We start from the raw sequence: 22,272 nt of genomic DNA, 5'->3' as shown, positions 1-22,272 counted from the left end.
GGCCCACTTGGCCGGCCGCCTCGTTTGAAGTTCGAACTCGGAGATTGTTCATGAACATCGCCCTCAAGGCTCCGCCCATTCCGGACTCGGCTATCCCGGCCTATTCCCCTTCAGGACGGGAATGCGAGCTCTTCGAAAGCGCCTGGACGCGCCAGCTTCCGCTTCTGCTGAAGGGTCCGACCGGTTGTGGAAAGACGCGCTTCGTAGCCCATATGGCGGCGAAGCTCGGCCTGCCGCTTTCGACCGTGTCGTGTCACGACGATCTCGCCGCCGCAGACCTGACTGGCCGCTATCTCCTCAAAGGAGGCGACACCGTCTGGGTCGACGGCCCCCTGACCAGGGCCGTGCGCGAGGGCGGCATCTGCTACCTCGACGAGATCGTCGAGGCCCGCAAGGATGTCGCGGTGGTGCTGCATCCGCTCACCGACGACCGGCGCATCCTGCCCCTCGAACGCACCGGCGAGCTCCTGGAGGCGCCGCCCGGCTTCATGCTGGTGGTCTCCTACAATCCCGGCTACCAGAACCTGCTCAAGGCCCTCAAGCCGAGCACGCGGCAGCGCTTCGTTGCCATCGAGTTCGACTTCCTGCCGAGGGCGAGCGAGATTGCCGTCGTTTCCGAGGAGAGCGGGCTCGACGAGAGCCGGGTTGCCCAGCTTGTCGATCTCGCACATCGGCTACGGGGTCTTAAGGGGCATGATCTCGAGGAGGGCGTCTCGACGCGCCTGCTCGTCTATTGCTCCAGCCTTATCGACAACGGAGTGTCGGTGCGCGACGCCGTCCTGGCGACGATGATCGAACCGCTCACCGACGAGCCGGACGTCAAGGCCGCGCTCATCGAGATCGCGGACGCGGTCGTCCGCCAGGGATAAGAAAATGCTGGACTTCCTCGAACTTGAAGAAACGGTCGGCCGCGCCTGGCACCGCTTGATCGGCAATACGCGCACCTGGCCGCGCTTCCCGGACGAGGTGGTCCGGCTCGATGAGGTCCAGGCCGTGCTCGCGGTATACTTCCGCGGTCTTGGCGGCGAGCGGGCGGTGCAGATCGCACCCGCCCGCGGCCGGACCTCCGCGCATCGGCTGCGCTTGCGCCAGCGCATGGGCCTTGGCGAGGAGAAGCTCGTGCAGCCGGCGCGCGACCATGCGACGTTGATGATGCCAGCAGAGGTCGATCTCTTTCCCCTGCGGCGTCTCAATCGCGACCTGTATTTCTGGCTGGCGGCGATGATGGCGGTCATGCCGCTCAAGCCCGTCGGCGCCGCCGACCCGCTATCGCGCGATCTGGCACTCCTTTCGCGTGCCGGTGAGACGGTAAGGTCGGTGCTCGCCACCTATCCCGCCATGCGCCAACGCTATCGTCGTCTCTGCAGGGCGGTGCTCAAGGTCCGACAGCGGCGCTCGCTTCCTTCGGTCGAGCAGCATGTCGAAAACCGGATACTCTACATGCTGAGAGACGGCGCCGGCCTGAACGACGACGTGCCGCCGGTCATCTTTCCCCGGAATGCGCCACCCGGCTACCTGCCGATGCTTCCAGTGCCGCTCTGGCCCGACGCGCTCCTGCGTGAAGAGACGGAGCGGCGAAACGGCGAAGACGAGCCCGCTCGCGGTGGCGACAGAGTGGGAGGGCCGGAGACGACGCGCCATGTGGCGACACGCGAGGCACAGCGCCAGTCCGAGCGGAGCCCGTTCATCCTCAACCGCTTCGAAAAGATCCTCGCCATGGCCGAAATGGTCAATGTCGATCGTCCGGCGGACGACAGCGATGACCACGACGCCAGCGCCGCCGACGAGCTCGACGACATGACACTCGGCGAACGCAACGGGCGCCCGGCCGCTCGCTTTCGCTTCGACCTCGACCTTCCCCCGGAAGCGCTGGACCGCACGCCGCTCATGGCGGAAGTCACCTATCCCGAATGGGACTATCGCAGCGGCGGCTACCTTAAGGACCATTGCCGGGTGCTTGCGGCGCCCGCCTCGGCGGAAGGCCTGCCGGGAGAAGCGAATCCGACGACGAAGAGCCTGATCCGGCGTGTGCGTCGTCAGTTCGAGGTGTTGCGGCCGCGACACGAGATGCTGAGGGCGCAGATCGACGGCGCCGATCTCGATCTCGATGCGGTTGTCCGGGCTCGCACAGACCTGAGAGCCGGTGGGCAGGGCAGCGACCGCATCCACATGATGAGCCGCCCCCAGGCGTACGACCTTGCGGTGACGATCCTCGTGGACGTGTCGCTCTCGACCGACGCCTGGTTCGATGATCTTCGCGTCCTCGATGTCGAGAAGCAGGCGCTTCAGGTGCTGGCGCATGGGCTTTCGGCCTGTGGCGACGCCCATGAAATCCTCACCTTCACGTCCCGACGGCGGGATTGGGTGCGGATGGAGACCGTGAAGGCCTTCGACGAGGTGATGAGCGCGACGATCGAGGCGCGTATCGCGGCGCTGAAACCCGGCTACTACACCCGAATGGGCACGGCCATCCGCCACGCCGCAGCGGGGCTTATCGAACGGCCGAACCGCCGCAAGCTCCTAATCGTCCTGACCGACGGCAAGCCCAACGATGTCGACCACTACGAGGGGCGTTTCGCGCTAGAGGACAGCCGCCGCGCAGTCGGCGAAGCGCGCCGCTCGGGCATCAGCGTCTTCGGGGTGACAGTGGATGGCGAGGCGAGATCCTATCTACCGGCCATATTCGGTCAGAACGGCTACGCCGTCGTCAGTAACATCGGCAGGCTGCCTGCAGCCCTGCCGGCGATCTATCGCGGCCTTGTAAGATAGGCGGGGGCAGGCCGCGAGACGGAAGGCCCGGTATGCGCGTACATGCCGGGCCTCTCTGTTCTCAGCTTGAGGCGGCCTTCACGCCGCCTTGCTATGCGTCCGTCCCGACTGATCGATATAGGCGTCGAAGGCCGCAGCGGCGGCACGGACAAGGAAGCGTCTCCCTTCGCGCAGCCGTATGACGCCGTCGGCGATATCAAGGATGCCGTCACTTTGTAGCATTGCGAGCCTGGTATTGCCGCGGAGCAGCATCTCCGGATCGAAGCCGTGCGCGGTGGCGAGAGCGGGAACATCGACGCCGAAGTCGCACATCAGCCGCTCGATGATGCTTGCCCGCAACCTATCCTCTCGCGTCATCCGGTAGCCTTTCACCGTTGCAAGCCGACCTGAGGCAATGTGTTGCGCGTACAGGCCCGGCGGCACCTCGTTCTGCACATAGCCGTCGTCCATCCGCCCGATCGCCGACGCACCGAGGCCGATGAGAGTCTCGCAGGCATCGGTCGTGTAACCCTGGAAATTTCGGTGCAATCGACCGCTCGCCTGCGCGATCGCCAGGCTGTCGTCCGCGAGGGCGAAATGATCGAGTCCGATGCGGCGGTAGCCGGCGGCGGCAAGTGTCGCCGCTATGGCCTCGGCTTGGGCGACGCGGCCCGCCGCGTCAGCAAGCGCCTGCTCGTCGATCAGCTTCTGGTGCTTCTTGAACGAGGGGATGTGGGCGTATCCGAAGACTGCGAAGCGCTCGGGTCCCATCCGGATCGCCGCCTCGGCGGTCGCGATGCAGGATTCGACAGTCTGGTGCGGCAGGCCGTAGATGAGATCGAAATTGATGCTGTCGATACCGGACTGACGCAGGCGCGAAACGGCCTCCATCGTCTGCTCTTCGCTCTGGATCCGGTTGATCGCCTTCTGTACCACCGGATCGAAGCTCTGCACCCCGAGGCTTGCCCTACGGACACCGGCTTCGCCCAGGGCCGTCGCCATTTCCGGCTCGAGGGTTCGCGGGTCTATTTCCACGGCGATCTCAGCAGTGCTCGCGAACTGGAAATGCTTGCGCAGCAGTGCTATCAGCGCCCGGAACTCCTCCGGCTGCATGATTGTCGGCGTGCCCCCGCCGAAATGCACGTGGTCGATGCTGAGCGGCGCACACGTGTTTGCCGAGACTATACGGACCTCCTCACGAAGCATGTCGAGATAATCGAGGATTGGCTGGTCGCGCTGCGTAATTGTGGTATGGCAGCCGCAGTACCAGCACATCGATCGACAGAAAGGAATGTGCAGGTAGAGCGACGTCGGCTTTCCCGGCGCGATGGCTGCGAGCCAGTCGCCATAGGTGCTGGCGTCGACGGCGGGCGAAAAGCGGGGCGCCGTCGGATAGCTTGTGTAGCGGGGCAGGCGTGCCTCGCCGTATTTTGCGACAAGAGCCGGTTGCATGGAGAATCCTTCTGGTGGGTCGAACCTTGATTGGGGCCATTTTAGGGGCGAACCGGAGCCTCCTCTTTGAGCGATGTCAACGATGTCGACTGCATAGTGGGAACGGCCGCATTCAGCGTCGGAGCAGGTGTCGTGATCACCGAGGCGACGCCGATGTTTCCGGCATCCGTCAGCGCATCGCCGAAGCAAGGCGAGCCAGGCCGACACCGGTTCATCCAGCACCAAACCGGTCTCCGGGTGGTCGAGGCACTCGTCGGGTCGATGGGTGAGATATGCCGAAGGGTTTCGCGCAACTGAAGCACTTCCGGCGTATATTACACCATTCGAAGACTTATACCCCGCGCGCAGGCCGAGTGGACCTTGGAGCCCGGTCCGCGAGGGAGAGAGCGGCCATGTTCGATCAGCGGGAGAAGATCGCGCTCCTCATCGGCGGCAACGTTTACACAGCCTCGAAGGCGCTCGGCTTCGCACCACCGCAAGTTAACTGGCCGGACTACAACGGATACCAGGTGGTCACCAAGCCGGTCAGAGAATTCACCGACAGCTCGGGCGACGCAAAATTGAAAAAATATGGATGTCGAGTTGGCGGTTGACGCATCGGAACTGGCCAAGAGTGCGGATCATCTCCGGCGACAATAACTTCACAAGCCTTGTCGCAGCCTTGCAGCGAAAGGGCTGCAAGGTCTCGGTGGTGTCGACCATGGCGACGCGGCCGCCAACATTTTCTGCCAAACTACTGCGGAAAGCCGATCATTTCATCGACTTGGCAAACTCCGGGGCGAGATAATTCGGGAGCACGCAGAAGGCGGCCCAGTGTGGGAGAGAAATGCCATTAGGAACGTAGAAACTGAGGTGTGACTTGCCCTCAGCTCTCGCCGACCAGGAAACGTAAAGTACAAACTATCGATAGACTCTTACTTTATCGCTACAGAATTCGGATAACATCCTTTCGGCGACGGCACACCTTCCCCATATTTCTCTTAGAGCCTTCTGTTTGGCGAGGGGGGAGAAGTATTTCAGTGTCGATTCTTAGTATTTCGAAAAATGCAGTTTGAAGATGATTAAGCTCGGAACGCCAGGATCCGGGCTTCCTTCGATCCTGGATTGCCGGTGCCCTGCAGGAAATCAGTCGGTCGAGGCAAACCTGAGGTAAGGGCAGTGTTCGGCTTACCCCTTCTTTGCGCCTTCTCGTATGTATGCTGCGGGCTGTACCCGTTTCACGGGACTAAGAGGCTGGCCACTTAGGAAGACTGCCTCCAATTCCGCAGTTGTCTCCATTTCTTCAGCACTCGGATGAGGATGGCTGGTGGGATTCTTCGGTGGTCGCCCACCGTCCCCTTCCGCGCGATCGGTGCGTCAGGATCGATCAAGAATGCGATAGCAAGGCTCCGGGTCTTCGATTCTAGCAATAGCGCCCGATCGGAAAGCAGCAGACCTTGCTCGCCCTCGGCAAACGTCTGGTCCTCCGCAAGCAGCAACCCGCTGAAAACATAGAAGTAGAGGTTGCGACCTCGCATATGCGGGAATACTAACCTCGCACCTGGCTCGAGCCGGATGTCAAACAGGTCGATTGTATTACGAACGTGGAAAGGGGCGTCGCCTTCTTCAGAGCCGACCAGGTGTCGCCAGGTGTTTGGGCTCTGCGAGGGGATCGGCCCGTGCTGTATTCGGGGATCAAGATCGACTGCACGCGGCCGGACAAAGAATGCCAGAAACTGCGTCCGGCGTTCATCACCATTAAATGCCTGCTGTCCGTTACCAGGCGGCCGGTAGTCTTGTCGTCGTGGCGCATGACGCCGTCGGGCACCCACGAAATGATTTCGTCATTCCGGTGCTCGTGCATTGCGATGAGTCGTCCGGGATCAAGGCTCGATTCCACGATCATGGCAAGCGGACCGTGACCGTGATCCGTTGGCCTCGGTTTCAGCCATCCGGGCATGTTGACGCGAACGACAAAACCTCCCATGTCGCGCACAATAGACGTTCGATCGCCTTTGAGCAGCACGGAATCCTCCAGCGTGGACAACACCCCGATCATTAGCCGCCCGCCGGAAGGTCCCGTCAATCGAAAGCAGCAGCGTTTCGTCGATTGGGGCGTCCGTCGCGGCTGGTTACGGACTTCATAGCCGAATCGCTGAATGGTGCCGGACTTGCGTGTCGAGCCGAATTCGAGGCCCGGAACACAGTCTGAGACCGTTTCTCCAATTATTTGCTCCCCGTCAAAGTGTGACTGCCCTCGCAGGGATAAGGTCAGCAAGTTCCGATCCGGTTCCAGCCGCCGCCGCATCGGAATGCACGAGGGGCGGTCGACAGAGAACTCCACCACAATGACAGAAACACAGCCGAAACCATCCATCGACGTCCGCACCGTCCCGCCGCGCGAGCGTCATCCGCGCATCTTCGAAATGCTCGGAACGCTTCGGGCTGGCAGCTCTATGCTGATCACCAGCGACCATGATCCGCGCCCGCTCCACTACCAGTTGGAAACGAATTTCCGAGGCGAGTTCGGCTGGGATTATCTGGAAGAGGGGCCCGAAGTCTGGCGAGTCGAGATCGCCCGTCTGGAGAGCGGTTCCGGCTGCGAATGCTGCTGCGGGTCGGATCATTGATCCGGCCGCTGACCCGCTAGCGAACACGGTGATTTTAGATGCCAGGAACCACGCTTTCCCCATGGACGATGTCCTATTTCGCCGCCGCCTGTATTTTTCTGGTGGTCGGCCAGGGCGCGATGGTCGCGGGCTACGGCTACCCATTCGCCGCCGTCGAAGCCCCCGGCACCTTGGCGGTTGTGCACGTCGTCGCCATCGGTTGGCTCGGCCTGCTGATGGCGGGGGCGCTGTTGCAGTTCGTGCCGGTGCTGGTTGCAGCGCCACTTCGGGGCGGGCGGCTCGCACCCCCGGCTTTGGCGCTGCTCATTCCCGGACTTCTTTTGCTCGTCGGCGGCTTTGCCGCACTTGGCGGTGCTGAAGGAGTTTCGCCAGCCATGTTGCCGTCTGGCGCGCTACTTCTGGCGATGGGCTTTGGTCTCGTTATCATCATGCTCGCGACGACGCTCCTTATGGTGCGTCCGCTGCCGCTTCCCGCGCGCTTCGTGGCCGTGGGTCTCGGCGCGCTGATCGCCGCGGTCCTCGCCGGCGCCGCCTTCACGCTTGTCCTTTCGGGCACGGTCACGAATCACGCGGCGATCGCGCTTCTCCTCAATGGAGTGCCGCTGCACGCGGCGCTTGGCCTTGGAGGCTGGCTGACCTTCACCGCGATCGGCGTCAGCTATCGGCTGCTGCCGATGTTCATGCTTGCGCCGGATGACACGCGAGCCACAAGCAGGGCTGTCTGGTGGACGGGCGCCGCGGCACTGGCGATCGTCGTTGCCAGCATCGTCTCGATTGCAGTGGACAGCGACGGCATGGAAGGGGCGAGGAGCGTCGCAACATTTCTGGCCGTCTCCGCCGCCGTCCTCTATTCCGCCGACGTCTTGCGCCTGTTCCGTGAGCGCCGCCGCAAAATCGTGGAACTCAACATCCGCGCGAGCTATGCGGCCTTTGCTGCACTTTTCGCTTCCGTCGTCATGTTCGCCCTGCCAATCACACGGGCCGCGGCCGGCGAAGGCGCCGCGGCTCTCGTCTACCTTTTCGTCTTTGGTTGGTTGACCGGCCTCGGCCTCGCGCAGCTCTACAAGATCATTCCGTTCCTGACCTGGCTCGAATGCTATGGCCCCGTTCTCGGGCGGAGCGCAGTGCCGCGTGTTCAGGACTTGGTCGAGGAGAAACGTGCAAGTATTTGGTTTTTTGTCTACTATTTGGCGGTGATTGCGGCTACGCTTTCGCTCTTTGCCGAAAGTCCGGCGGCGTTCCGCGTCGCCACGCTAGCGCAACTCTGCGCGACGGTCGGCCTGATGGTGGAGCTCGTCCGCGCCCGCATGCTCTCCTACGTCGCAGCGCCCCTGCGCCTTCCCGCGGGCGCGCCAAGGCCGCATCTCTTTCTCCCCATCTCTAGACCACAGGAGTAATCAATGACTATCGAAACCCAGAACCCAGCACCAAGAGAATTCGACGTCCGACCTATACTGAGGAGCGGCGGCGAGCCGTTCCAGGCGATCATGGAGGCGGTGAACGGGTTGAGACCAGCCCAAGCGTTGCGGCTTCTTGCTCCCTTTCGTCCGCAGCCGCTATTCAAAGTCATGGAGGGCCGCGGCTTCAGCTACCAGGCACAGGAGATACAAGACGGCGACTGGGAAATCTTGTTCACGCCAAAGGCAGCAGGAGCCTCCGTCGAGGTCTCTGCAGATGCCGACAATCCGGCCTCCTGGCCCGATCCCGTCGAAAACCTCGACCTGACCGAGCTCGATCCCCCGGAGCCCATGGTCCGCATCCTCGCGGCTGCAGAGCGGCTGCAGCCGGGCGACGTGCTGTTCGCGCTTCTCTCCCGTGAGCCCATCTTCCTCTTCCCGGAGCTTTCGAATCGGGGGCACCAGTGGGCGGGCAATTTCGACGAAACACGAACCACTTTCCGTATCTTCGTCCGCATCGGTGATAAGGGGCCGAAGCTATGAACGAACGTGGGAACGCGACTACCTGCGATGCAATCCGCGATGCACTGCGCATGGTCATCGATCCTGAACTTGGCCGCAACATAGTCGATCTCGGTCTTATCTACGATGTATTCGTCGAGGAAGGCGGCATCGCCCATGTGACGATGACAACGACCACGAAGGGCTGTCCGGCCAGCGAATATCTGAAGGAGGCAGTGCGCAACTGCGTCTGGTATGTGCCGGGTGTTGAGTACGCAGAAGTCCGGCTAACCTACGAGCCGGCTTGGACGCCGGATATGATGGCCGGCTGACACGGTAGGCTTGCTGTTTGGAAAGCAGAGGCAAGTGCTAATGACGACGTCGATAACGGGCATCTACGGAAGGATGCAGAGGACGGTGAGATCGTACATCTCATCGCCCAGCGTCGTTTCGACTTCTACGCTGATCTCCGAAGCCTCGGCGATGGCGGACTTTCCGGTGCCGCATGGTCACGGCGACCAGGTCAGGCGTGGTGGCGCCCCGGATCCTCGGGACAAGGCCAACCTGCAGTGCAGGCGAGGGACATCCACCTCCCCGACCTCCCATCGCCACGCCGAAGGTACGAAGCCGGAACTCGGCCGGAAACCTGAAGTGCAATTCAAGCCTGCTCTGCGTCCAACCGCTGCGCGCAGGGAAAGAGGACATTGCTGTGCATGTCGTCAAAGGGTCACGGCAATGGCCGGACTATAGGCTCTCGGGACCGGCGGCGACTCCAAAGTGTTAGCCAGCATGGCCGCAACTCTCCGGCGCCCGTCGCGGAGAACCGCGATGTCCAGAATGAACCGCAAATCCGGCGCCAGGAGTGACCGGACCAATCTCTATTCCGAGGTCATCGACAAGATCATCACCGAGCTGGAGGCCGGGCGCGTGCCCTGGGTCCAACCATGGGGCACGGCGGCGGCGAAGGCACCGCTCGGCCTTACGAAGAACGCCTCGACCGGCCGGACCTATTCCGGGATCAACGTGCTGCTCTTGTGGGGCGCGGTAATCGAACGCGGCTTCTCCAGCCAGAGCTGGCTCACCTTCCGCCAGTCGCTGTCGTCGAGCTCGAGCGGCTGATCGAGGTCGGCAAGAGCCTCATTGAACGCCGCGACAGCCTGGAGGTCTTCCGCGAAAGTGCCGCCGAGCATTATCTACGCACCACCGGCACGCCCTGGTCACCGCGTACCGGATCACGGGTCAACCATCGCGCGCTGACGTCGGCAATGGTCGACAGCCGCGACTATATTGCTGCCCGGAAACGCGCCGACGCACAAGTGCTTCTGCCCGATGGACCGAAGGTCGCCCTCACCGGCGGGCTCGACTTCATCGACCACAGGCTGATCTGGGACAAGCTCGACCAGGTTCATACCAAACACCCCGACATGGTGCTGATGCACGGCAAGTCACCGAAAGGCGCCGAGAAGATCGCCGCCCGCTGGGCCGATCACCGCAACGTGCCCCAGATCGGCTTTGCGCCCGACTGGACGAAGCACGGCCGCGCAGCGGCGGCACGTGAGCGCCGCTTTCCCGTGCTAGATTGTCAAGACGTTGAGAAACGTCGCCGGACTTGCGAACGCTGCGCCATTCCGGATCGCTGGCGTACGTCGCGGATTGTTTGAGGAGTGTGCTATCATACTTCAGTGATTTCGGCCGAGTGATGAGGGTCCGCGATGGTGTTTACCGGATTTGAAGCAGAGACGGTACGTACTGCGGAATGCACGTACTTCGTTCGATTCGCTGGCTCGGGACCTCCGCTCTTGCTCCTTCGCGGCTTTCCGGAAACCCACCTCATGTGGAGAGACGTTGCGCCGATCCTCGCTGAGACTTGCACAGTCGTATGCGCAGACCTGCGTGGTTATGGACAGAGCGGATGCCCGGCATCTTCACCTGACCATCTCCCCTATTCGAAGCGCGTGATGGCGTCCGACCTCGTGCACGCGATGGAGCAGTTGGGGTATGAGCGATTCGCTGTCGCCGGACACGATCGCGGCGGTCGGGTTGGCTACCGAATGGCGCTCGATCATCCCGGCAGTGTCTCGCGGCTCGCTGTTCTCGATATCCTACCGACGGCCACCGTATGGGATCGTGCCGACGTTCGTCTGACGCTCGGGTTCTGGCCGTGGAGCCTACTGGCGCAACCCGAACCCTTGCCAGAACGTCTCGTCGACGGTGCGGCCGAGGCGATTATTGCGAACGCCATCGATCAGTGGGGGTCGCGAAACGAAGCCTTTCCATCCGAAGTCCGCGAGGCCTATGTCGACGCGCTGCGAGATCCTAGCCACGTCCATGCAATCTGCGAAGAGTATCGCGCCGCCGCGAGCATCGACCGCGATCATGACGCTGCGGACGAGAAGGTGGGAAACAAGATCTCATGCCCTGTACTCGCGCTTTGGAGCGCCGAGGGAGGGCTGCAGAATTGGTACGCTGACGAAGGCGGCCCCTTAAAGCTTTGGCAGACATGGGCCGATAACGTGAGCGGCGGTCCTGTCGCCGGGGGGCACTTCTTTCCGGAGGAGTTTCCCCGGGATACCGCAGTGGCTTTGCAGGAGTTTATGGAGCGCGGCCACTAGGTTGCCGTCGAAAACGCGCCGATGTCTTGCTTGCGACCTCCCACCTGTCGCGAAGTTATGCATCTCGGCATCCTGGTCTGGAAGTTCGGAAGCGGCGGCGCATGAGCGCCGCCGTCGCCTTATCGGTCGCGCCGAGACGGGGCGGATTTCCACTCGCGCTTTCCGGCGCTTCGGCCATATGTTCAATGCGGTGGTGGTAGGCGCGGCCTTTCGATCATTCGTCAGGGAGGCACCACCATGATGATCCTCAGCATTTTTCTCGGCATAGCCGCCATCGGCTTCTGCTGCTGGCTGCTATTTATCCTTGCCATATTCGCGCTACCGGCCTTTGCCGGCGTCACCATCGGCCTATGGGCGCATCATGCCGGCGCTGGCGTTGCCGGGGGCATTGCCGTCGACGCCTTCCTCAGCCATAACTGGCGCGCAAACATGAGGCCGACCTGCAGGACCACGAACGTGGCCCTTGCCCCGGCCTTGGTGGTCTTTGCTCATCGACGTGCTGCTTGGTCTGAGGTCGCTTCCAATAAAGCGCCCGCTGGCTAGCTGGCGCTTTTGTGAGGCGGTTGGAAACCAACGCTCTACTGCACTACCCGGCGCTTGCGCGCCAGGATCGGGCCATACTCAATGCAGAACAGCGCAAAGGCCAGGATCCACGCGCTTCCGGAGACGGCATAGAGGCTCGCTGCAACGGCGGGAACTATTTCCGCCAGCGGGCGCAACAGCGCCGACGTCACGACCGCGGCGTAGGAGGCGGTCGTCAATCGCGATGCGGTAAGCGGATATCCCGTGTGGCCGCGGCTCGCACGGGTCATGACCGCTAGCATCATCGCGGCGATGGCGCCCACCGTGAGCAAATGCATGACCGAACGTTCTTCGACGAAGCCGAGCGCGCCGATGCCGATTGTGGCGAAGCCCAGGGGAACGAAGGCATAGGCGACGTGCAGTATGACGAGCAGCATTTCCGGCCAGGTAGACCAACCGCGCCAGCGGGCGAGTCGGACGGTGTGCAGCAGTGCGGCGGCAAAAGCCGCCACCGCCGTGAACGAATGGTCGGGAACAAGCGTCCATGCGCCAAGCGCCGCGATGCCCGCAAGAATGGCGACTGTGTCGAATTGGTTGTAGGGAACCGGAAATTCGGTCCGGCCGGCACGGTTCAGCCAGTTGCGGGTGAAACTCGGCAAGATCCGACCGCCGATGATGGTGACGAGTACCACATAGGCGGAAATGCCGAGGCGCATCGCGATATGGACATGGTCTCCCGTGATCACCGCGAAATGAAAGCAGGCGTTGGCGAGCGACAGTGCGAGGAGACCGCCCAGCACCTTCAGATCCTTCCATTTGCGACCGGCGATTACCTCGCGGGCGCAGATCAAGAGCAGCGCCGGGAGGAAGAGGCCGTCTATAGCCGCGGCGGGCGGGATGCCGATCATATCCGGGGAAAGCAGCGCAGCGCGTCCCGCCAGCCAAAGCGCGAACAGTCCGGCGAGCGGCCAACCGGAGACGGGGAGGCGGCCCGTCCAGTTCGGTACCGCGGTCAGCAAGAATCCGGCAAGGACAGCCGGGGCGAAGCCAAACAGCATCTCGTGCGCATGCCAGGCATGAGCCCCATAGCTGCCGGCGACTTCGAGATGACCCGCGAGGGCCGCAACCCAGAGGGTCATGGCGACGACCGCCCAAACGGCGGCGCCGAGAAAGAAGGGTCTGAATCCGTATGAAAAGAGCACCGGGCCCGTGCGGGCGAGGCCCCGCGGCACGTAGCCTTCCCGCTTGGCCACCTTTGATCCATTCATGATTCAACTCCTAATGTCTGGGTCGCCTCTGACTACCGGAGTTGAGCAATGTCTTCTTTGACAATTGGCAAAGACATGGCAGTTGGGTACCGGCGGAAACGCCGTACGGAGTTGTCGCGCTGCTGGCCAAAATGTCGCACCAGGGCAATTTGCCTGTTTGCTCCACCTCAAAGAGCCTGCCCGCCACCACCCTAGAATGAGCATGACCGGGCGATATTCGCTCCGTCTTCTCAAGGAGAGGTTCCATGTCTGAGCAATTCCAGATGACACGTCGCAGCATGCTGGCCGGCGCCGCGATCGCAGGCGCACTGACGCCGCTGGTTGGCGCCGTATCGGCCCATGCGGAAGAGGCGGTAGCCAAGGTGGCCTCCCTCGACGTCGCGTCGCTGCCGCGCGTCAAGGTAGATCTCGTCAAACCGCCCTTCGTCCACGCCCATGCGCAAAAGGCCGAAGGCGGCCCGAAGGTCGTCGAGTTCACGCTGACGATAGAGGAAAAGAAGATCGTCATCGACGAGCAGGGTACGGAGCTCCATGCCATGACCTTCAACGGTTCGGTTCCCGGTCCGCTGATGGTCGTGCACCAGGACGACTATGTCGAGCTGACGCTCATCAACGCGGACACGAACACGCTGCAGCACAATATCGACTTCCATTCGGCAACCGGCGCGCTGGGGGGCGGCGCACTGACGGTCGTCAATCCGGGCGAGACCACTGTGCTGCGCTTCAAGGCGACCAAGGCGGGCGTCTTCGTCTACCACTGTGCACCTCCCGGCATGGTTCCGTGGCACGTCACTTCGGGGATGAACGGTGCGATCATGGTGCTGCCGCGCGAAGGACTAACCGACGGCAAGGGCAAGCCGCTTACCTATGACAAGGTCTACTATGTCGGTGAGCAGGACTTCTACGTGCCGCGCGACGCAAGCGGCAAGTTCAAGAAGTACGAAAGCGTCGGCGACGCCTATGCCGATACGCTCGAAGTGATGCGCACGCTTACCCCGTCCCACATTGTCTTCAACGGTGCGGTCGGGGCGCTCACCGGCGACAACGCGCTCAAGGCCGCCGTCGGCGAGAAAGTCTTGATCGTCCATTCGCAGGCGAACCGCGACACGCGCCCGCACCTGATCGGCGGCCATGGCGACTATGTCTGGGCGACCGGCAAGTTCCGCAATCCTCCCGAGGTCGATCAGGAGACCTGGTTCATACCCGGCGGCACGGCGGGCGCTGCCTTCTACACCTTCGAGCAGCCCGGAATCTATGCCTACGTCAACCACAACCTAATCGAGGCGTTCGAGCTCGGCGCTGCCGCTCATTTCGCCGTCACCGGCGATTGGAACGACGACCTGATGACCTCGCTCCTTGCTCCATCGGGTACCTGACTGAAGCCGGTCGCTCCGATGGCCCGCATCGGAGCGACCGGCACCCTCGCCGCCAGATCTCTCGGTGAGACCGGCAAGGAACGACAGTCGAAAGGAGGCCGCCATGGACGCACTTCCAAAAGGCAGAGAAGTCGCTCCCATCTCGCTTGCAATACCCTCCGCGCTCTTTCTGATACTCGCCGGAATCCTCGCAATTGAGACAGGGCTGCTGGGCAGCGCTCCGTCGGGCAGCGCCCTTGATGAACCGCCCGTCGTAACCGTAGCTCCGAGGGATTTCCGGTATCGTGCAGCCGGGGAGTTCTTCAAGAACGGCTATGCCGTCGACGGGCCGGTGGAGACTGTGCGCATGAGCGCGCCGCTCATCATCATGAAATATCAAGTAACCGCCGCAGACTACGCGCGCTGCGTCGCGGAACAGGCGTGCCCGCCCGCCGAACCCGAGCACGTACCCGCAGATCCTGGAAGCACGCCGGCAACGGGGGTCAGCTTCGACGACGCGCAAGCTTATGCCGCCTGGCTCAGCCGGCGAACCGGCACGATCTGGATGCTGCCGACGGACGAGCAGCTCGCCTTTGCGGCCGGCAGCCGTTTTCCCGACGACGCGCTCGACGTCGAGGACGACGGCTCCAATCCAGCCTTGCGGTGGATTGCCGACTACTACCGCGAGACCGCGCGCAAGGCCTCCCGCGAGCCGGAGCCGCAGCGACTCGGACATTTCGGCGAAAGCGAGACGGGCCTCACCGACTTTGGCGGCAATGTCTGGGAATGGACGACGACCTGCGTTAGGCGTGTCACGCTCGACCGCACAGGAAGCATTACCAGCGACACCTCATCCTGCGGCATCTACATAGCCACGGGCAAGCATCGCGCCGCGCTCAGTTCCTTTATCCGCAAGCCCAAGGGGGGCGGCTGCGCCGTCGGCGCGCCCCCGGACAACGTCGGCTTCCGTCTAGTGAAGAATACCCGTTGGTATGCACGCCTGCTGCAGGCGCTTCGCGAGAAGGGCCTCGACGTCTGAGGTGCATCGCATTGAAGGGTGCTTCTCAAGCACTCACGACAACCACGTTCTGTCGCGCCGCGGATACTCTGCTTTGTTCCCTCCTTCCGCCATGATAGTGAGATCATGGTCGCGTTGGTTCCGATCCAAGGAATCTGCAGTAGGAAAATCGAATGAAGATCGACCGGAGTGTCGTACGGTCGCTTGCCCTGTTCGACAGGATGAGCGACGCGGATCTGGACAGGATGCTCGCCCATGCGACGGCAAGGCGCGTGCCCCAAGGTGACGCTGTTTTCGAGCAAGGTCAGAGAGCCACAAGCTTTTTCCTGCTCCTGCACGGGCGGCTGAAGGTGACCCAGGTCACCGAGGACGGTCAGCAGATCATCGTGCGCGTCGTCCATCCGGGTGACCTCTTCGGATTTGCAAAGGCGCTGCAGCGTTCGGATTATCCCGGTACTGCGACGGCCGTTACGGAAAGTCTTGCTCTTTCCTGGCCTACGGATCTCTGGCCGCAATTCGTCGAGCAGAATCCGCATCTAGCCGTCAGCACCATGCAGACGATCGGCCAGCGCCTCGAAGAGGCACACACGCGGATTCGCGAGATGTCGACCCAGGAGGTGGAGAGGCGCGTCGCCCATGCGGTGCTGCGCCTTTCGCGGCAGGCGGGCAAGCAGGAAAAAGGCGGTGTCCGCATAGACTTTCCGATCTCCCGCCAGGACATAGCTGAAATGACCGGAACCACGCTGCATACGGTGTCGCGCATTCTCAGCGCCTGGGAGCAGAAGGGACTGGTCGAGGGCGGTCGTCAGAAGCTCATCGTATGCGACCTGCCGGGCCTGGCGGCCCTCGCGGAAGGCGGGCGCGACTAGACGGATTTCCGATGGCTATTTGACAAGCATCAAAGAGCAGGTGCTTTATCTGTTCTATCTCCTTGTCGCAAGAACCGAACAGGGTTCTGAAACCAAGGAGAATTTCAAGTGCGCATAATCGCAAAGGGCATGGCAGTCGCCGCAGTTCTTGCCGCCTTCACCGGCACAGCATTCGCGGCGGATTTCGAGGTCCACATGCTTAACAAGGGCTCCGAGGGAGCAATGGTCTTCGAGCCGGCATTCGTCAAGGTCAATCCGGGCGACAGCGTCACGTTTGTTGCGACCGACAAGGGACATAATGTCGAGACGATCAAGGACATGATTCCCGACGGGGCTTCGGCATTCAAGAGCAAGATGAACGAGACCTACAAGGTGACTTTCGACGTGCCAGGAGTCTACGGTGTGAAGTGCACCCCGCACGTCGGCATGGGCATGGTTGCGGCAATCGTCGTCGGTGACGCGCCCGCCAATGTCGAAAAGGTAAAGGCAGTGAAGCTGCCCAAGAAGGCGCGGGAGCGCCTCGACGCGGCGCTCGCCGTTGCTCTCCAATAGTATCGGCAGCACGCCAACTAATAACCCGGCGCAGTACAAGCCCGTCTGCGTCGGGCCTGTTTAGTGCTGTCATTGTTGGTTTTAGAGATATTGAATATATTACATCCTCGTCATCTCGGTCAGTAATTGACAGAGATCAATTTGTCGCAGTGTTCGGAGTTCGACCTTACGAATTATCGCGGATCTCCCTTTATTTTTTTGATCGAGGCACTAGACTTTCGTTAAGCCTATCCGTTTAGCGAGGAGACGCTTGAATGCCCGATACCGACCAGTCAGCGGCGAGCCTTCCACCCTCGCGGCGGCGAAACGAAATCGTTACGTTTCTCGTGCTGGCGTTCGGCATCTGGCCGATCGTCGCGGTGGGCGTCGTCGGTGCCTACGGCTTTCTCGTCTGGATGTTCCAGATCATTTTCGGGCCCCCCGGCCCGCCAGCGCATTGAGGGCGGCGTGGGCGAGCGCGTCGAGATATCACGGCGTGATTTTCTCCGCGGTTCCCGCAAGCGGGGGAGTGGGCGTGTCTTTCTGCCAGGAGCAACCCCGGCCGGCCTTGAGGCCTGCACCGGCTGCGGACGATGCGTCGACGCCTGTCCGACGCGCATCATCCGGATGATCGCGGGTCGCCCTGCGCTCGATTTCTCCGTCGCCGAGTGTACCTTCTGCGGCCAGTGCGCGGAACTCTGTCCGGAGCCGGTCTTCATCGGCCGGCCAAGTCACTTTCCCCACGTCGCAATGATCGGCGAGAGTTGTCTTGCCAAGAACCGCACCGATTGCCAGGCCTGTCGCGATGTTTGTCCGACAGAGGCGATCCGCTTCCGTCCGCGTGCCGGCGGACCCTTCTTACCCGAGCTTAGCGATGAGGCGTGCACCGGCTGCGGCGCCTGTCTTTCCGTCTGTCCGGTGGCGGCGATCGACATTCGCGAGGTCGCAAGGGAGGACGCGCATGTCTGATCCAAGCGCGACCTATCACATCTCCAGCGCGGTTGTCGCGACGATGCCGCATATGCGGGAGCGTGTCGTCGCTCGGCTAGCCGAGATGCCGAACGTCGAGGTTTACGCGCACGAAGGGGGAAAGGTGGTCGTCGTGATCGAGGCAACGAGCACGGGGACGCTCGGCGAAATCCTGTCGCGCATCTCTCTGCTCGAGGGCGTGGTGGCAGCCAACATGGTGTTTGAGCATGTCGAAACTCAAGGAGGGATCGACCATGACCGGCGAACTGACGCGGCGTGATATGTTGAAGGCGCATGCGGCCGGCATCGCCGCAGCTACGGCAGGGATCGCGCTTCCGGCGGCGGCGCAGCCCGTGCCGGGCGGCGTCGAAGCCCTTCAGATAAAGTGGTCGAAGGCGCCCTGCCGTTTCTGCGGTACCGGCTGCGGCGTCATGGTCGGGGTCAAGGAGGGACAGGTCGTCGCCACACATGGCGACATGCAGGCCGAGGTGAACCGCGGCCTCAACTGCATCAAGGGCTACTTCTTGTCCAAAATCATGTACGGCGCCGACCGTCTGAAGACGCCGCTTCTGCGCAAGCGCAACGGCGCCTTTGCAAAGGACGGCGAGTTCGAGCCGGTGAGCTGGGACGAGGCCTTCGACGTCATGGCCGAGCAGGCGAAGCGGGTGCTGAAGGAGAAGGGGCCGACCGCCGTCGGCATGTTCGGTTCCGGGCAGTGGACGATCTTCGAGGGTTATGCCGCGACCAAGCTGATGCGCGCCGGTTTCCGCTCCAACAATCTCGATCCGAATGCCCGCCACTGCATGGCCTCGGCGGCCTATGCCTTCATGCGCACTTTCGGCATGGACGAGCCGATGGGGTGTTATGACGACTTCGAGCACGCGGACGCATTCGTGCTCTGGGGTTCGAACATGGCGGAGATGCATCCGATCCTGTGGACGCGGCTCGCCGATCGAAGGCTAGGCCATGAGCATGTGAAGGTGGCGGTTCTTTCGACCTTCACCCATCGCAGCATGGATCTTGCTGATATTCCGATCGTCTTCAAACCTGGGACCGATCTGGCGATCCTTAACTACATTGCCAATCATATTATCCAGACAGGGCGGGTGAACGAGGATTTCGTCAGCAAGCACACGACCTTCATGGTCGGCGCGACCGACATTGGCTATGGCCTGAGGCCTGACAATCCGCTCGAGGTCAAAGCCGTGAACGCCAAGGATGCGGCGAAAATGACGCCGAGCGACTTCGAGAGTTTCAAATCCTTCGTCTCGGAGTACACGCTCGACAAGGTAGTCGAACTCACCGGGGTCGAGGCCGGGTTCCTCGAACAATTGGCAGATCTTTACGCCGATCCCAACCGCAAGGTGATGTCGCTCTGGACCATGGGCTTCAACCAGCATGTGCGCGGCGTCTGGGTCAACCATATGGTCTACAACCTCCATCTGTTGACCGGGAAGATCTCCGAACCCGGCAACAGCCCGTTCTCGCTCACTGGCCAACCCTCGGCCTGCGGGACGGCGCGCGAGGTCGGCACCTTTGCCCATCGGCTGCCGGCCGACATGACCGTCACCAATCCGGAGCACCGCAAGCATGCCGAGGAGATCTGGCGCATTCCTCACGGGATCATTCCCGAAAAGCCCGGCTACCATGCGGTCGAGCAGGACCGGATGCTGAAGGACGGCAAGCTCAATTTCTACTGGGTGCAGGTCAACAATAACGTCCAGGCGGCTCCCAATACGCAGAACGAGACCTATCAGGGCTACCGCAACCCGGAGAACTTCATCGTCGTTTCCGATGTCTACCCGACCATCACGGCGATGAGCGCCGACCTCATCCTGCCGGCCGCCATGTGGGTGGAGAAGGAAGGCGCCTACGGCAATGCGGAGCGCCGCACCCATGTCTGGCACCAACTGGTGAATGCCCCCGGCGAAGCGCGTTCCGATCTCTGGCAGATGGTGGAGTTCTCAAAGCGCTTCACCACCGACGAAGTCTGGCCGGCCGATATCCTCGATGCCAATCCCGGCTATCGTGGCAAGACCCTCTACGACGTGCTCTTCAAGAACGGCAATGTCGACCGTTTCCCGGCAAGCGAGATCAACAAGGAATACGCCAACCGCGAGGCCGAGGCCTTCGGCTTCTACATCCAGAAGGGCCTCTTCGAGGAATATGCCTCCTTCGGGCGTGGACACGGCCATGACCTGGCGCCTTATGACCGCTACCACGAGGAACGGGGGCTCCGCTGGCCGGTTGTCGACGGCAAGGAGACGCTCTGGCGCTACCGGGAAGGCTACGATCCCTACGTGAAGCCGGGGGAGGGCGTGAAGTTCTATGGACGTCCGGACGGCAAGGCGGTGATCCTCGCCGTTCCCTACGAGCCGCCGGCGGAATCTCCCGACGACGAATACAATGTCTGGCTGGTGACGGGCCGCGTCCTCGAGCACTGGCACTCCGGCTCGATGACGATGCGAGTGCCGGAGCTCTACAAAGCCTTCCCCGGTGCCGTCTGCTTCATGAATGCCGGAGACGCCCGCGATCGCGGCATCAACCAGGGCGCCGAGGTGCGGATCATCTCCCGCCGCGGCGAGATGCGCGCCCGCGTCGAGACCCGAGGCCGCAACCGCATGCCGCCGGGCGTCATCTTCGTACCCTGGTTCGACGCCAGCAGACTCATCAACAAGGTGACACTCGACGCAACCGATCCCATCTCTAAACAGACGGATTTCAAAAAATGCGCGGTCAAAATCGTCTCTGTCGCATAATGAAAAGCCCCGGTTCGTGGCTCGGAGGCCTGTTGGCGATCCTGTTCGTCGCAACGGGGGCGATTGCCCAGATGGCGGGCGAAAGGGTGCCGGAGCTTTCCGGACCGCCGCAGGAGATGGGCGAGGTAGAGGCGCACCCGATCCCCAAATGGGTCGTCGACGACGCCCGCAAGGAGCGCGCATATCCCGACCAGCCGCCGGTCATCCCGCATTCGATCGAAGGCTATCAGCTTTCGGTCAACACCAATCGGTGCCTATCCTGCCACAAGCGGGAGCTCACGCAGGAGTCCGGCGCGCCGATGATCAGCGTCACCCATTACATGACGCGGGAGGGGCAGATGCTCGCCGACGTTTCTCCGCGGCGCTATTTCTGCACCGCCTGCCATGTGCCGCAGGCGGATGTGCGCCCGCTCGTCGGTAACACCTTCCGCGACATGAGCGAGATGGGCGTCAAGCAGGCGGGGAGCGAGTAGGCCATGGCTCGGATAAAGCGCCTCCTAGTCTGGGTGTGGAAGATTCTGACCACGCCGGCCGCAACGCTCAGCCTCGCCTTTTTGACGCTCGGCGGCTTCGTGGGTGGTGTGGTCTTCTGGGGCGCGTTCAACACCGCCTTGGAGCTCACCAACACGGAGGAGTTTTGCGTCTCCTGTCATGAGATGCGGGCCAACGTATATGAGGAGCTTACGCGCACGGTTCATTTCTCCAACCGCTCGGGCGTCCGGGCGTCCTGTCCCGACTGCCACGTGCCGCATGAATGGACGGACAAGATCGCCCGCAAGATGCAGGCCTCAAAGGAAGTGTGGGGAAAGATTTTCGGGACCATCAACACGCGCGAGAAGTTCCTCGACCACCGCCTGGAACTCGCCAAGCACGAATGGGCGCGGCTCAAGGCCAACGACAGCCTCGAGTGCCGCAACTGTCACTCTTCAGCAGCGATGGACCTTTCCAAGCAGACGCAGCGTGCTGCAGAAATCCATACGCGCTACCTGCTGCCGGGCAGGGCGACCTGCATCGACTGCCACAAGGGCATCGCCCACGAGCTGCCGAACATGCAGGGCATCGAACCCGGCTGGAAGCTCCCACCCGAACTCGAAGGAGAGACGCTGCCTTCTGCTTCCGCGATCGACGAGCTGAAGCGGGTCATGGACGAGGCTCACAGCGCCGCGCTCGTGAATTAAGGCCGCTGGCCCCGAGGCATGTAGCGGGCGCTTCTGAAGTCTCCCAGCACGGGGAGAAGAAATGCTATCTAACCATCAAGACGGGCCGAACCGGTGCATCGATCATCGACTTGGTTACGCCGCCGAAAACCCTCTCGCGGATGCGCGAGTGCCCATAGGCGCCGATCACGATCAGGTCGGCCGAAGTGTCGCGTGCGTGCTGGGCGAGTACTCTTCGACCGGGCGGTCGGCACGCGCAAGCTGGTCGACTGTCACTTTGACGCGGTGTCGTGCAAGATAAGTGGCGACATCAGTACCGGGCTCTTCGCCGTTCTTGGTCTTTGGATCGACGAGCACCAGGTGTAACTCCTCGGCGTTTCGCATCATGTCCAGCGCTTCGGGGGCGGCCCTTGCGGATCGATGGTCGAGTTCCACTCAAGGAGACGTTCTTCGCAGCAAGCAGCGGGTTGGCTGTTTACGCCAGCATGGTCTATGGAAGAGTCTG

General features: G+C 62.2%; 21 protein-coding genes and 5 pseudogenes. 22 read left to right on the top strand and 4 right to left on the bottom strand.

Features of this window, described 5'->3' with window-relative positions:
• Positions 1-50 precede the first annotated feature (50 nt).
• Both CN933_RS28900 and CN933_RS28895 read left to right on the top strand, forming a co-directional pair.
• A complete protein-coding gene (locus CN933_RS28900) occupies positions 51-869 on the top strand; it encodes a CbbQ/NirQ/NorQ/GpvN family protein (protein ID WP_102763139.1) in 819 nt (272 codons plus the stop codon).
• Positions 870-873: 4 nt separating this feature from the next.
• The gene (locus tag CN933_RS28895) at positions 874-2,769 is read left to right on the top strand and encodes a nitric oxide reductase activation protein NorD (protein WP_102763138.1); all 1,896 of its coding nucleotides are present in this window, start codon (positions 874-876) and stop codon (positions 2,767-2,769) included.
• A gap of 78 nt (positions 2,770-2,847) precedes the next feature.
• Here CN933_RS28895 and hemN read toward each other — a convergent pair whose 3' ends face one another.
• The gene (gene hemN / locus CN933_RS28890) at positions 2,848-4,200 is read right to left on the bottom strand and encodes an oxygen-independent coproporphyrinogen III oxidase (protein ID WP_102763137.1); all 1,353 of its coding nucleotides are present in this window, start codon (positions 4,198-4,200) and stop codon (positions 2,848-2,850) included.
• 66 nt (positions 4,201-4,266) lie between these two features.
• Here hemN and CN933_RS28885 point away from each other — a divergent pair, with 66 nt between their 5' ends.
• Complete coding sequence (locus CN933_RS28885; RefSeq protein WP_102763136.1) at positions 4,267-4,497, top strand: hypothetical protein; 231 nt, start codon at positions 4,267-4,269, stop codon at positions 4,495-4,497.
• Between the two features lie 95 nt (positions 4,498-4,592).
• Positions 4,593-5,058, top strand: a pseudogene (locus CN933_RS28880) (NYN domain-containing protein).
• Between the two features lie 383 nt (positions 5,059-5,441).
• On the opposite strand, the pseudogene CN933_RS28875 reads toward CN933_RS28880, so the two are convergent.
• Positions 5,442-6,205, bottom strand: a pseudogene (locus tag CN933_RS28875) (pirin family protein).
• A gap of 322 nt (positions 6,206-6,527) precedes the next feature.
• On the opposite strand from CN933_RS28875, the gene CN933_RS28870 reads away from it, so the two are divergent.
• The 8 genes and pseudogenes from CN933_RS28870 (at position 6,528) to CN933_RS28835 (ending at position 11,862) form a co-directional block, all read left to right on the top strand.
• On the top strand, positions 6,528-6,809 hold the full coding sequence (locus tag CN933_RS28870) for a DUF2249 domain-containing protein (protein ID WP_164867084.1): 282 nt from the start codon (positions 6,528-6,530) through the stop codon (positions 6,807-6,809).
• A 38-nt stretch (positions 6,810-6,847) separates the two neighbouring features.
• Positions 6,848-8,206, top strand: coding sequence for a hypothetical protein (locus CN933_RS28865; protein ID WP_102763134.1), 1,359 nt, complete (start codon positions 6,848-6,850; stop codon positions 8,204-8,206).
• A gap of 3 nt (positions 8,207-8,209) precedes the next feature.
• Complete coding sequence (locus CN933_RS28860) at positions 8,210-8,749, top strand: DUF2249 domain-containing protein (RefSeq protein WP_102763133.1); 540 nt, start codon at positions 8,210-8,212, stop codon at positions 8,747-8,749.
• On the top strand, positions 8,746-9,039 hold the full coding sequence (locus CN933_RS28855; RefSeq protein ID WP_102763132.1) for a metal-sulfur cluster assembly factor: 294 nt from the start codon (positions 8,746-8,748) through the stop codon (positions 9,037-9,039). The genes CN933_RS28860 and CN933_RS28855 overlap by 4 nt, the downstream gene beginning before the upstream one ends.
• A gap of 496 nt (positions 9,040-9,535) precedes the next feature.
• A pseudogene (locus tag CN933_RS28850) lies at positions 9,536-9,808 on the top strand (ArdC-like ssDNA-binding domain-containing protein); the annotation flags it as partial.
• Positions 9,799-10,254, top strand: a pseudogene (locus tag CN933_RS28845) (DUF2493 domain-containing protein); the annotation flags it as partial. The pseudogenes CN933_RS28850 and CN933_RS28845, both read left to right, overlap by 10 nt.
• 165 nt (positions 10,255-10,419) lie before the next feature.
• The gene (locus CN933_RS28840; protein ID WP_102763131.1) at positions 10,420-11,319 is read left to right on the top strand and encodes an alpha/beta fold hydrolase; all 900 of its coding nucleotides are present in this window, start codon (positions 10,420-10,422) and stop codon (positions 11,317-11,319) included.
• Positions 11,320-11,556: 237 nt separating this feature from the next.
• Entirely contained in the window at positions 11,557-11,862 is a 306-nt protein-coding gene (locus CN933_RS28835) for a hypothetical protein (RefSeq protein ID WP_102763130.1), read from the top strand.
• Positions 11,863-11,897: 35 nt separating this feature from the next.
• Here CN933_RS28835 and CN933_RS28830 read toward each other — a convergent pair whose 3' ends face one another.
• Complete coding sequence (locus CN933_RS28830) at positions 11,898-13,109, bottom strand: NnrS family protein (protein ID WP_102763129.1); 1,212 nt, start codon at positions 13,107-13,109, stop codon at positions 11,898-11,900.
• Between the two features lie 245 nt (positions 13,110-13,354).
• Between CN933_RS28830 and nirK the strand changes: the two genes are divergently transcribed.
• The 10 genes from nirK to CN933_RS28780 all read left to right on the top strand — a co-directional run bounded on the left by nirK (position 13,355) and on the right by CN933_RS28780 (position 21,788).
• Positions 13,355-14,485, top strand: coding sequence for a copper-containing nitrite reductase (gene nirK / locus CN933_RS28825; RefSeq protein ID WP_102763128.1), 1,131 nt, complete (start codon positions 13,355-13,357; stop codon positions 14,483-14,485).
• A gap of 103 nt (positions 14,486-14,588) precedes the next feature.
• Positions 14,589-15,503, top strand: coding sequence for an SUMF1/EgtB/PvdO family nonheme iron enzyme (locus CN933_RS28820; RefSeq protein WP_102763127.1), 915 nt, complete (start codon positions 14,589-14,591; stop codon positions 15,501-15,503).
• A 152-nt stretch (positions 15,504-15,655) separates the two neighbouring features.
• Positions 15,656-16,351 carry a Crp/Fnr family transcriptional regulator gene (locus CN933_RS28815; RefSeq protein ID WP_102763126.1) on the top strand — a complete coding sequence of 232 codons (696 nt, stop codon included), beginning with the start codon at positions 15,656-15,658 and terminating at the stop codon, positions 16,349-16,351.
• 108 nt (positions 16,352-16,459) lie between these two features.
• Positions 16,460-16,903: a pseudoazurin gene (locus tag CN933_RS28810; RefSeq protein WP_102763125.1), complete on the top strand. Its 444-nt coding sequence runs from the start codon at positions 16,460-16,462 to the stop codon at positions 16,901-16,903.
• Positions 16,904-17,157: 254 nt separating this feature from the next.
• A complete protein-coding gene (napE, locus tag CN933_RS28805; protein ID WP_029962483.1) occupies positions 17,158-17,343 on the top strand; it encodes a periplasmic nitrate reductase, NapE protein in 186 nt (61 codons plus the stop codon).
• 7 nt (positions 17,344-17,350) lie between these two features.
• Positions 17,351-17,851: a ferredoxin-type protein NapF gene (locus CN933_RS28800; RefSeq protein ID WP_102763124.1), complete on the top strand. Its 501-nt coding sequence runs from the start codon at positions 17,351-17,353 to the stop codon at positions 17,849-17,851.
• Positions 17,844-18,131 carry a chaperone NapD gene (locus CN933_RS28795; protein WP_102763123.1) on the top strand — a complete coding sequence of 96 codons (288 nt, stop codon included), beginning with the start codon at positions 17,844-17,846 and terminating at the stop codon, positions 18,129-18,131. Before CN933_RS28800 ends, CN933_RS28795 begins: the two co-directional genes overlap by 8 nt.
• Complete coding sequence (gene napA, locus CN933_RS28790) at positions 18,106-20,610, top strand: periplasmic nitrate reductase subunit alpha (RefSeq protein WP_102763122.1); 2,505 nt, start codon at positions 18,106-18,108, stop codon at positions 20,608-20,610. Before CN933_RS28795 ends, napA begins: the two co-directional genes overlap by 26 nt.
• Positions 20,580-21,083 carry a nitrate reductase cytochrome c-type subunit gene (locus CN933_RS28785; RefSeq protein WP_102763121.1) on the top strand — a complete coding sequence of 168 codons (504 nt, stop codon included), beginning with the start codon at positions 20,580-20,582 and terminating at the stop codon, positions 21,081-21,083. Before napA ends, CN933_RS28785 begins: the two co-directional genes overlap by 31 nt.
• Before the next feature lie 3 nt (positions 21,084-21,086).
• A complete protein-coding gene (locus CN933_RS28780; RefSeq protein WP_102763120.1) occupies positions 21,087-21,788 on the top strand; it encodes a cytochrome c3 family protein in 702 nt (233 codons plus the stop codon).
• A gap of 64 nt (positions 21,789-21,852) precedes the next feature.
• On the opposite strand, the pseudogene CN933_RS28775 reads toward CN933_RS28780, so the two are convergent.
• Positions 21,853-22,210: pseudogene (locus CN933_RS28775) on the bottom strand (universal stress protein); the annotation flags it as partial.
• Between the last annotated feature and the right edge of the window lie 62 nt (positions 22,211-22,272).

It is taken from the genome of Sinorhizobium sp. M4_45 (assembly GCF_002885915.1).
Taxonomy (GTDB): Bacteria; Pseudomonadota; Alphaproteobacteria; order Rhizobiales; family Rhizobiaceae; genus Sinorhizobium; species Sinorhizobium meliloti_A.
The sequence above is the reverse complement of the archived record's forward strand: the minus strand, read 5'-3'. Positions and strand labels throughout refer to the sequence as shown.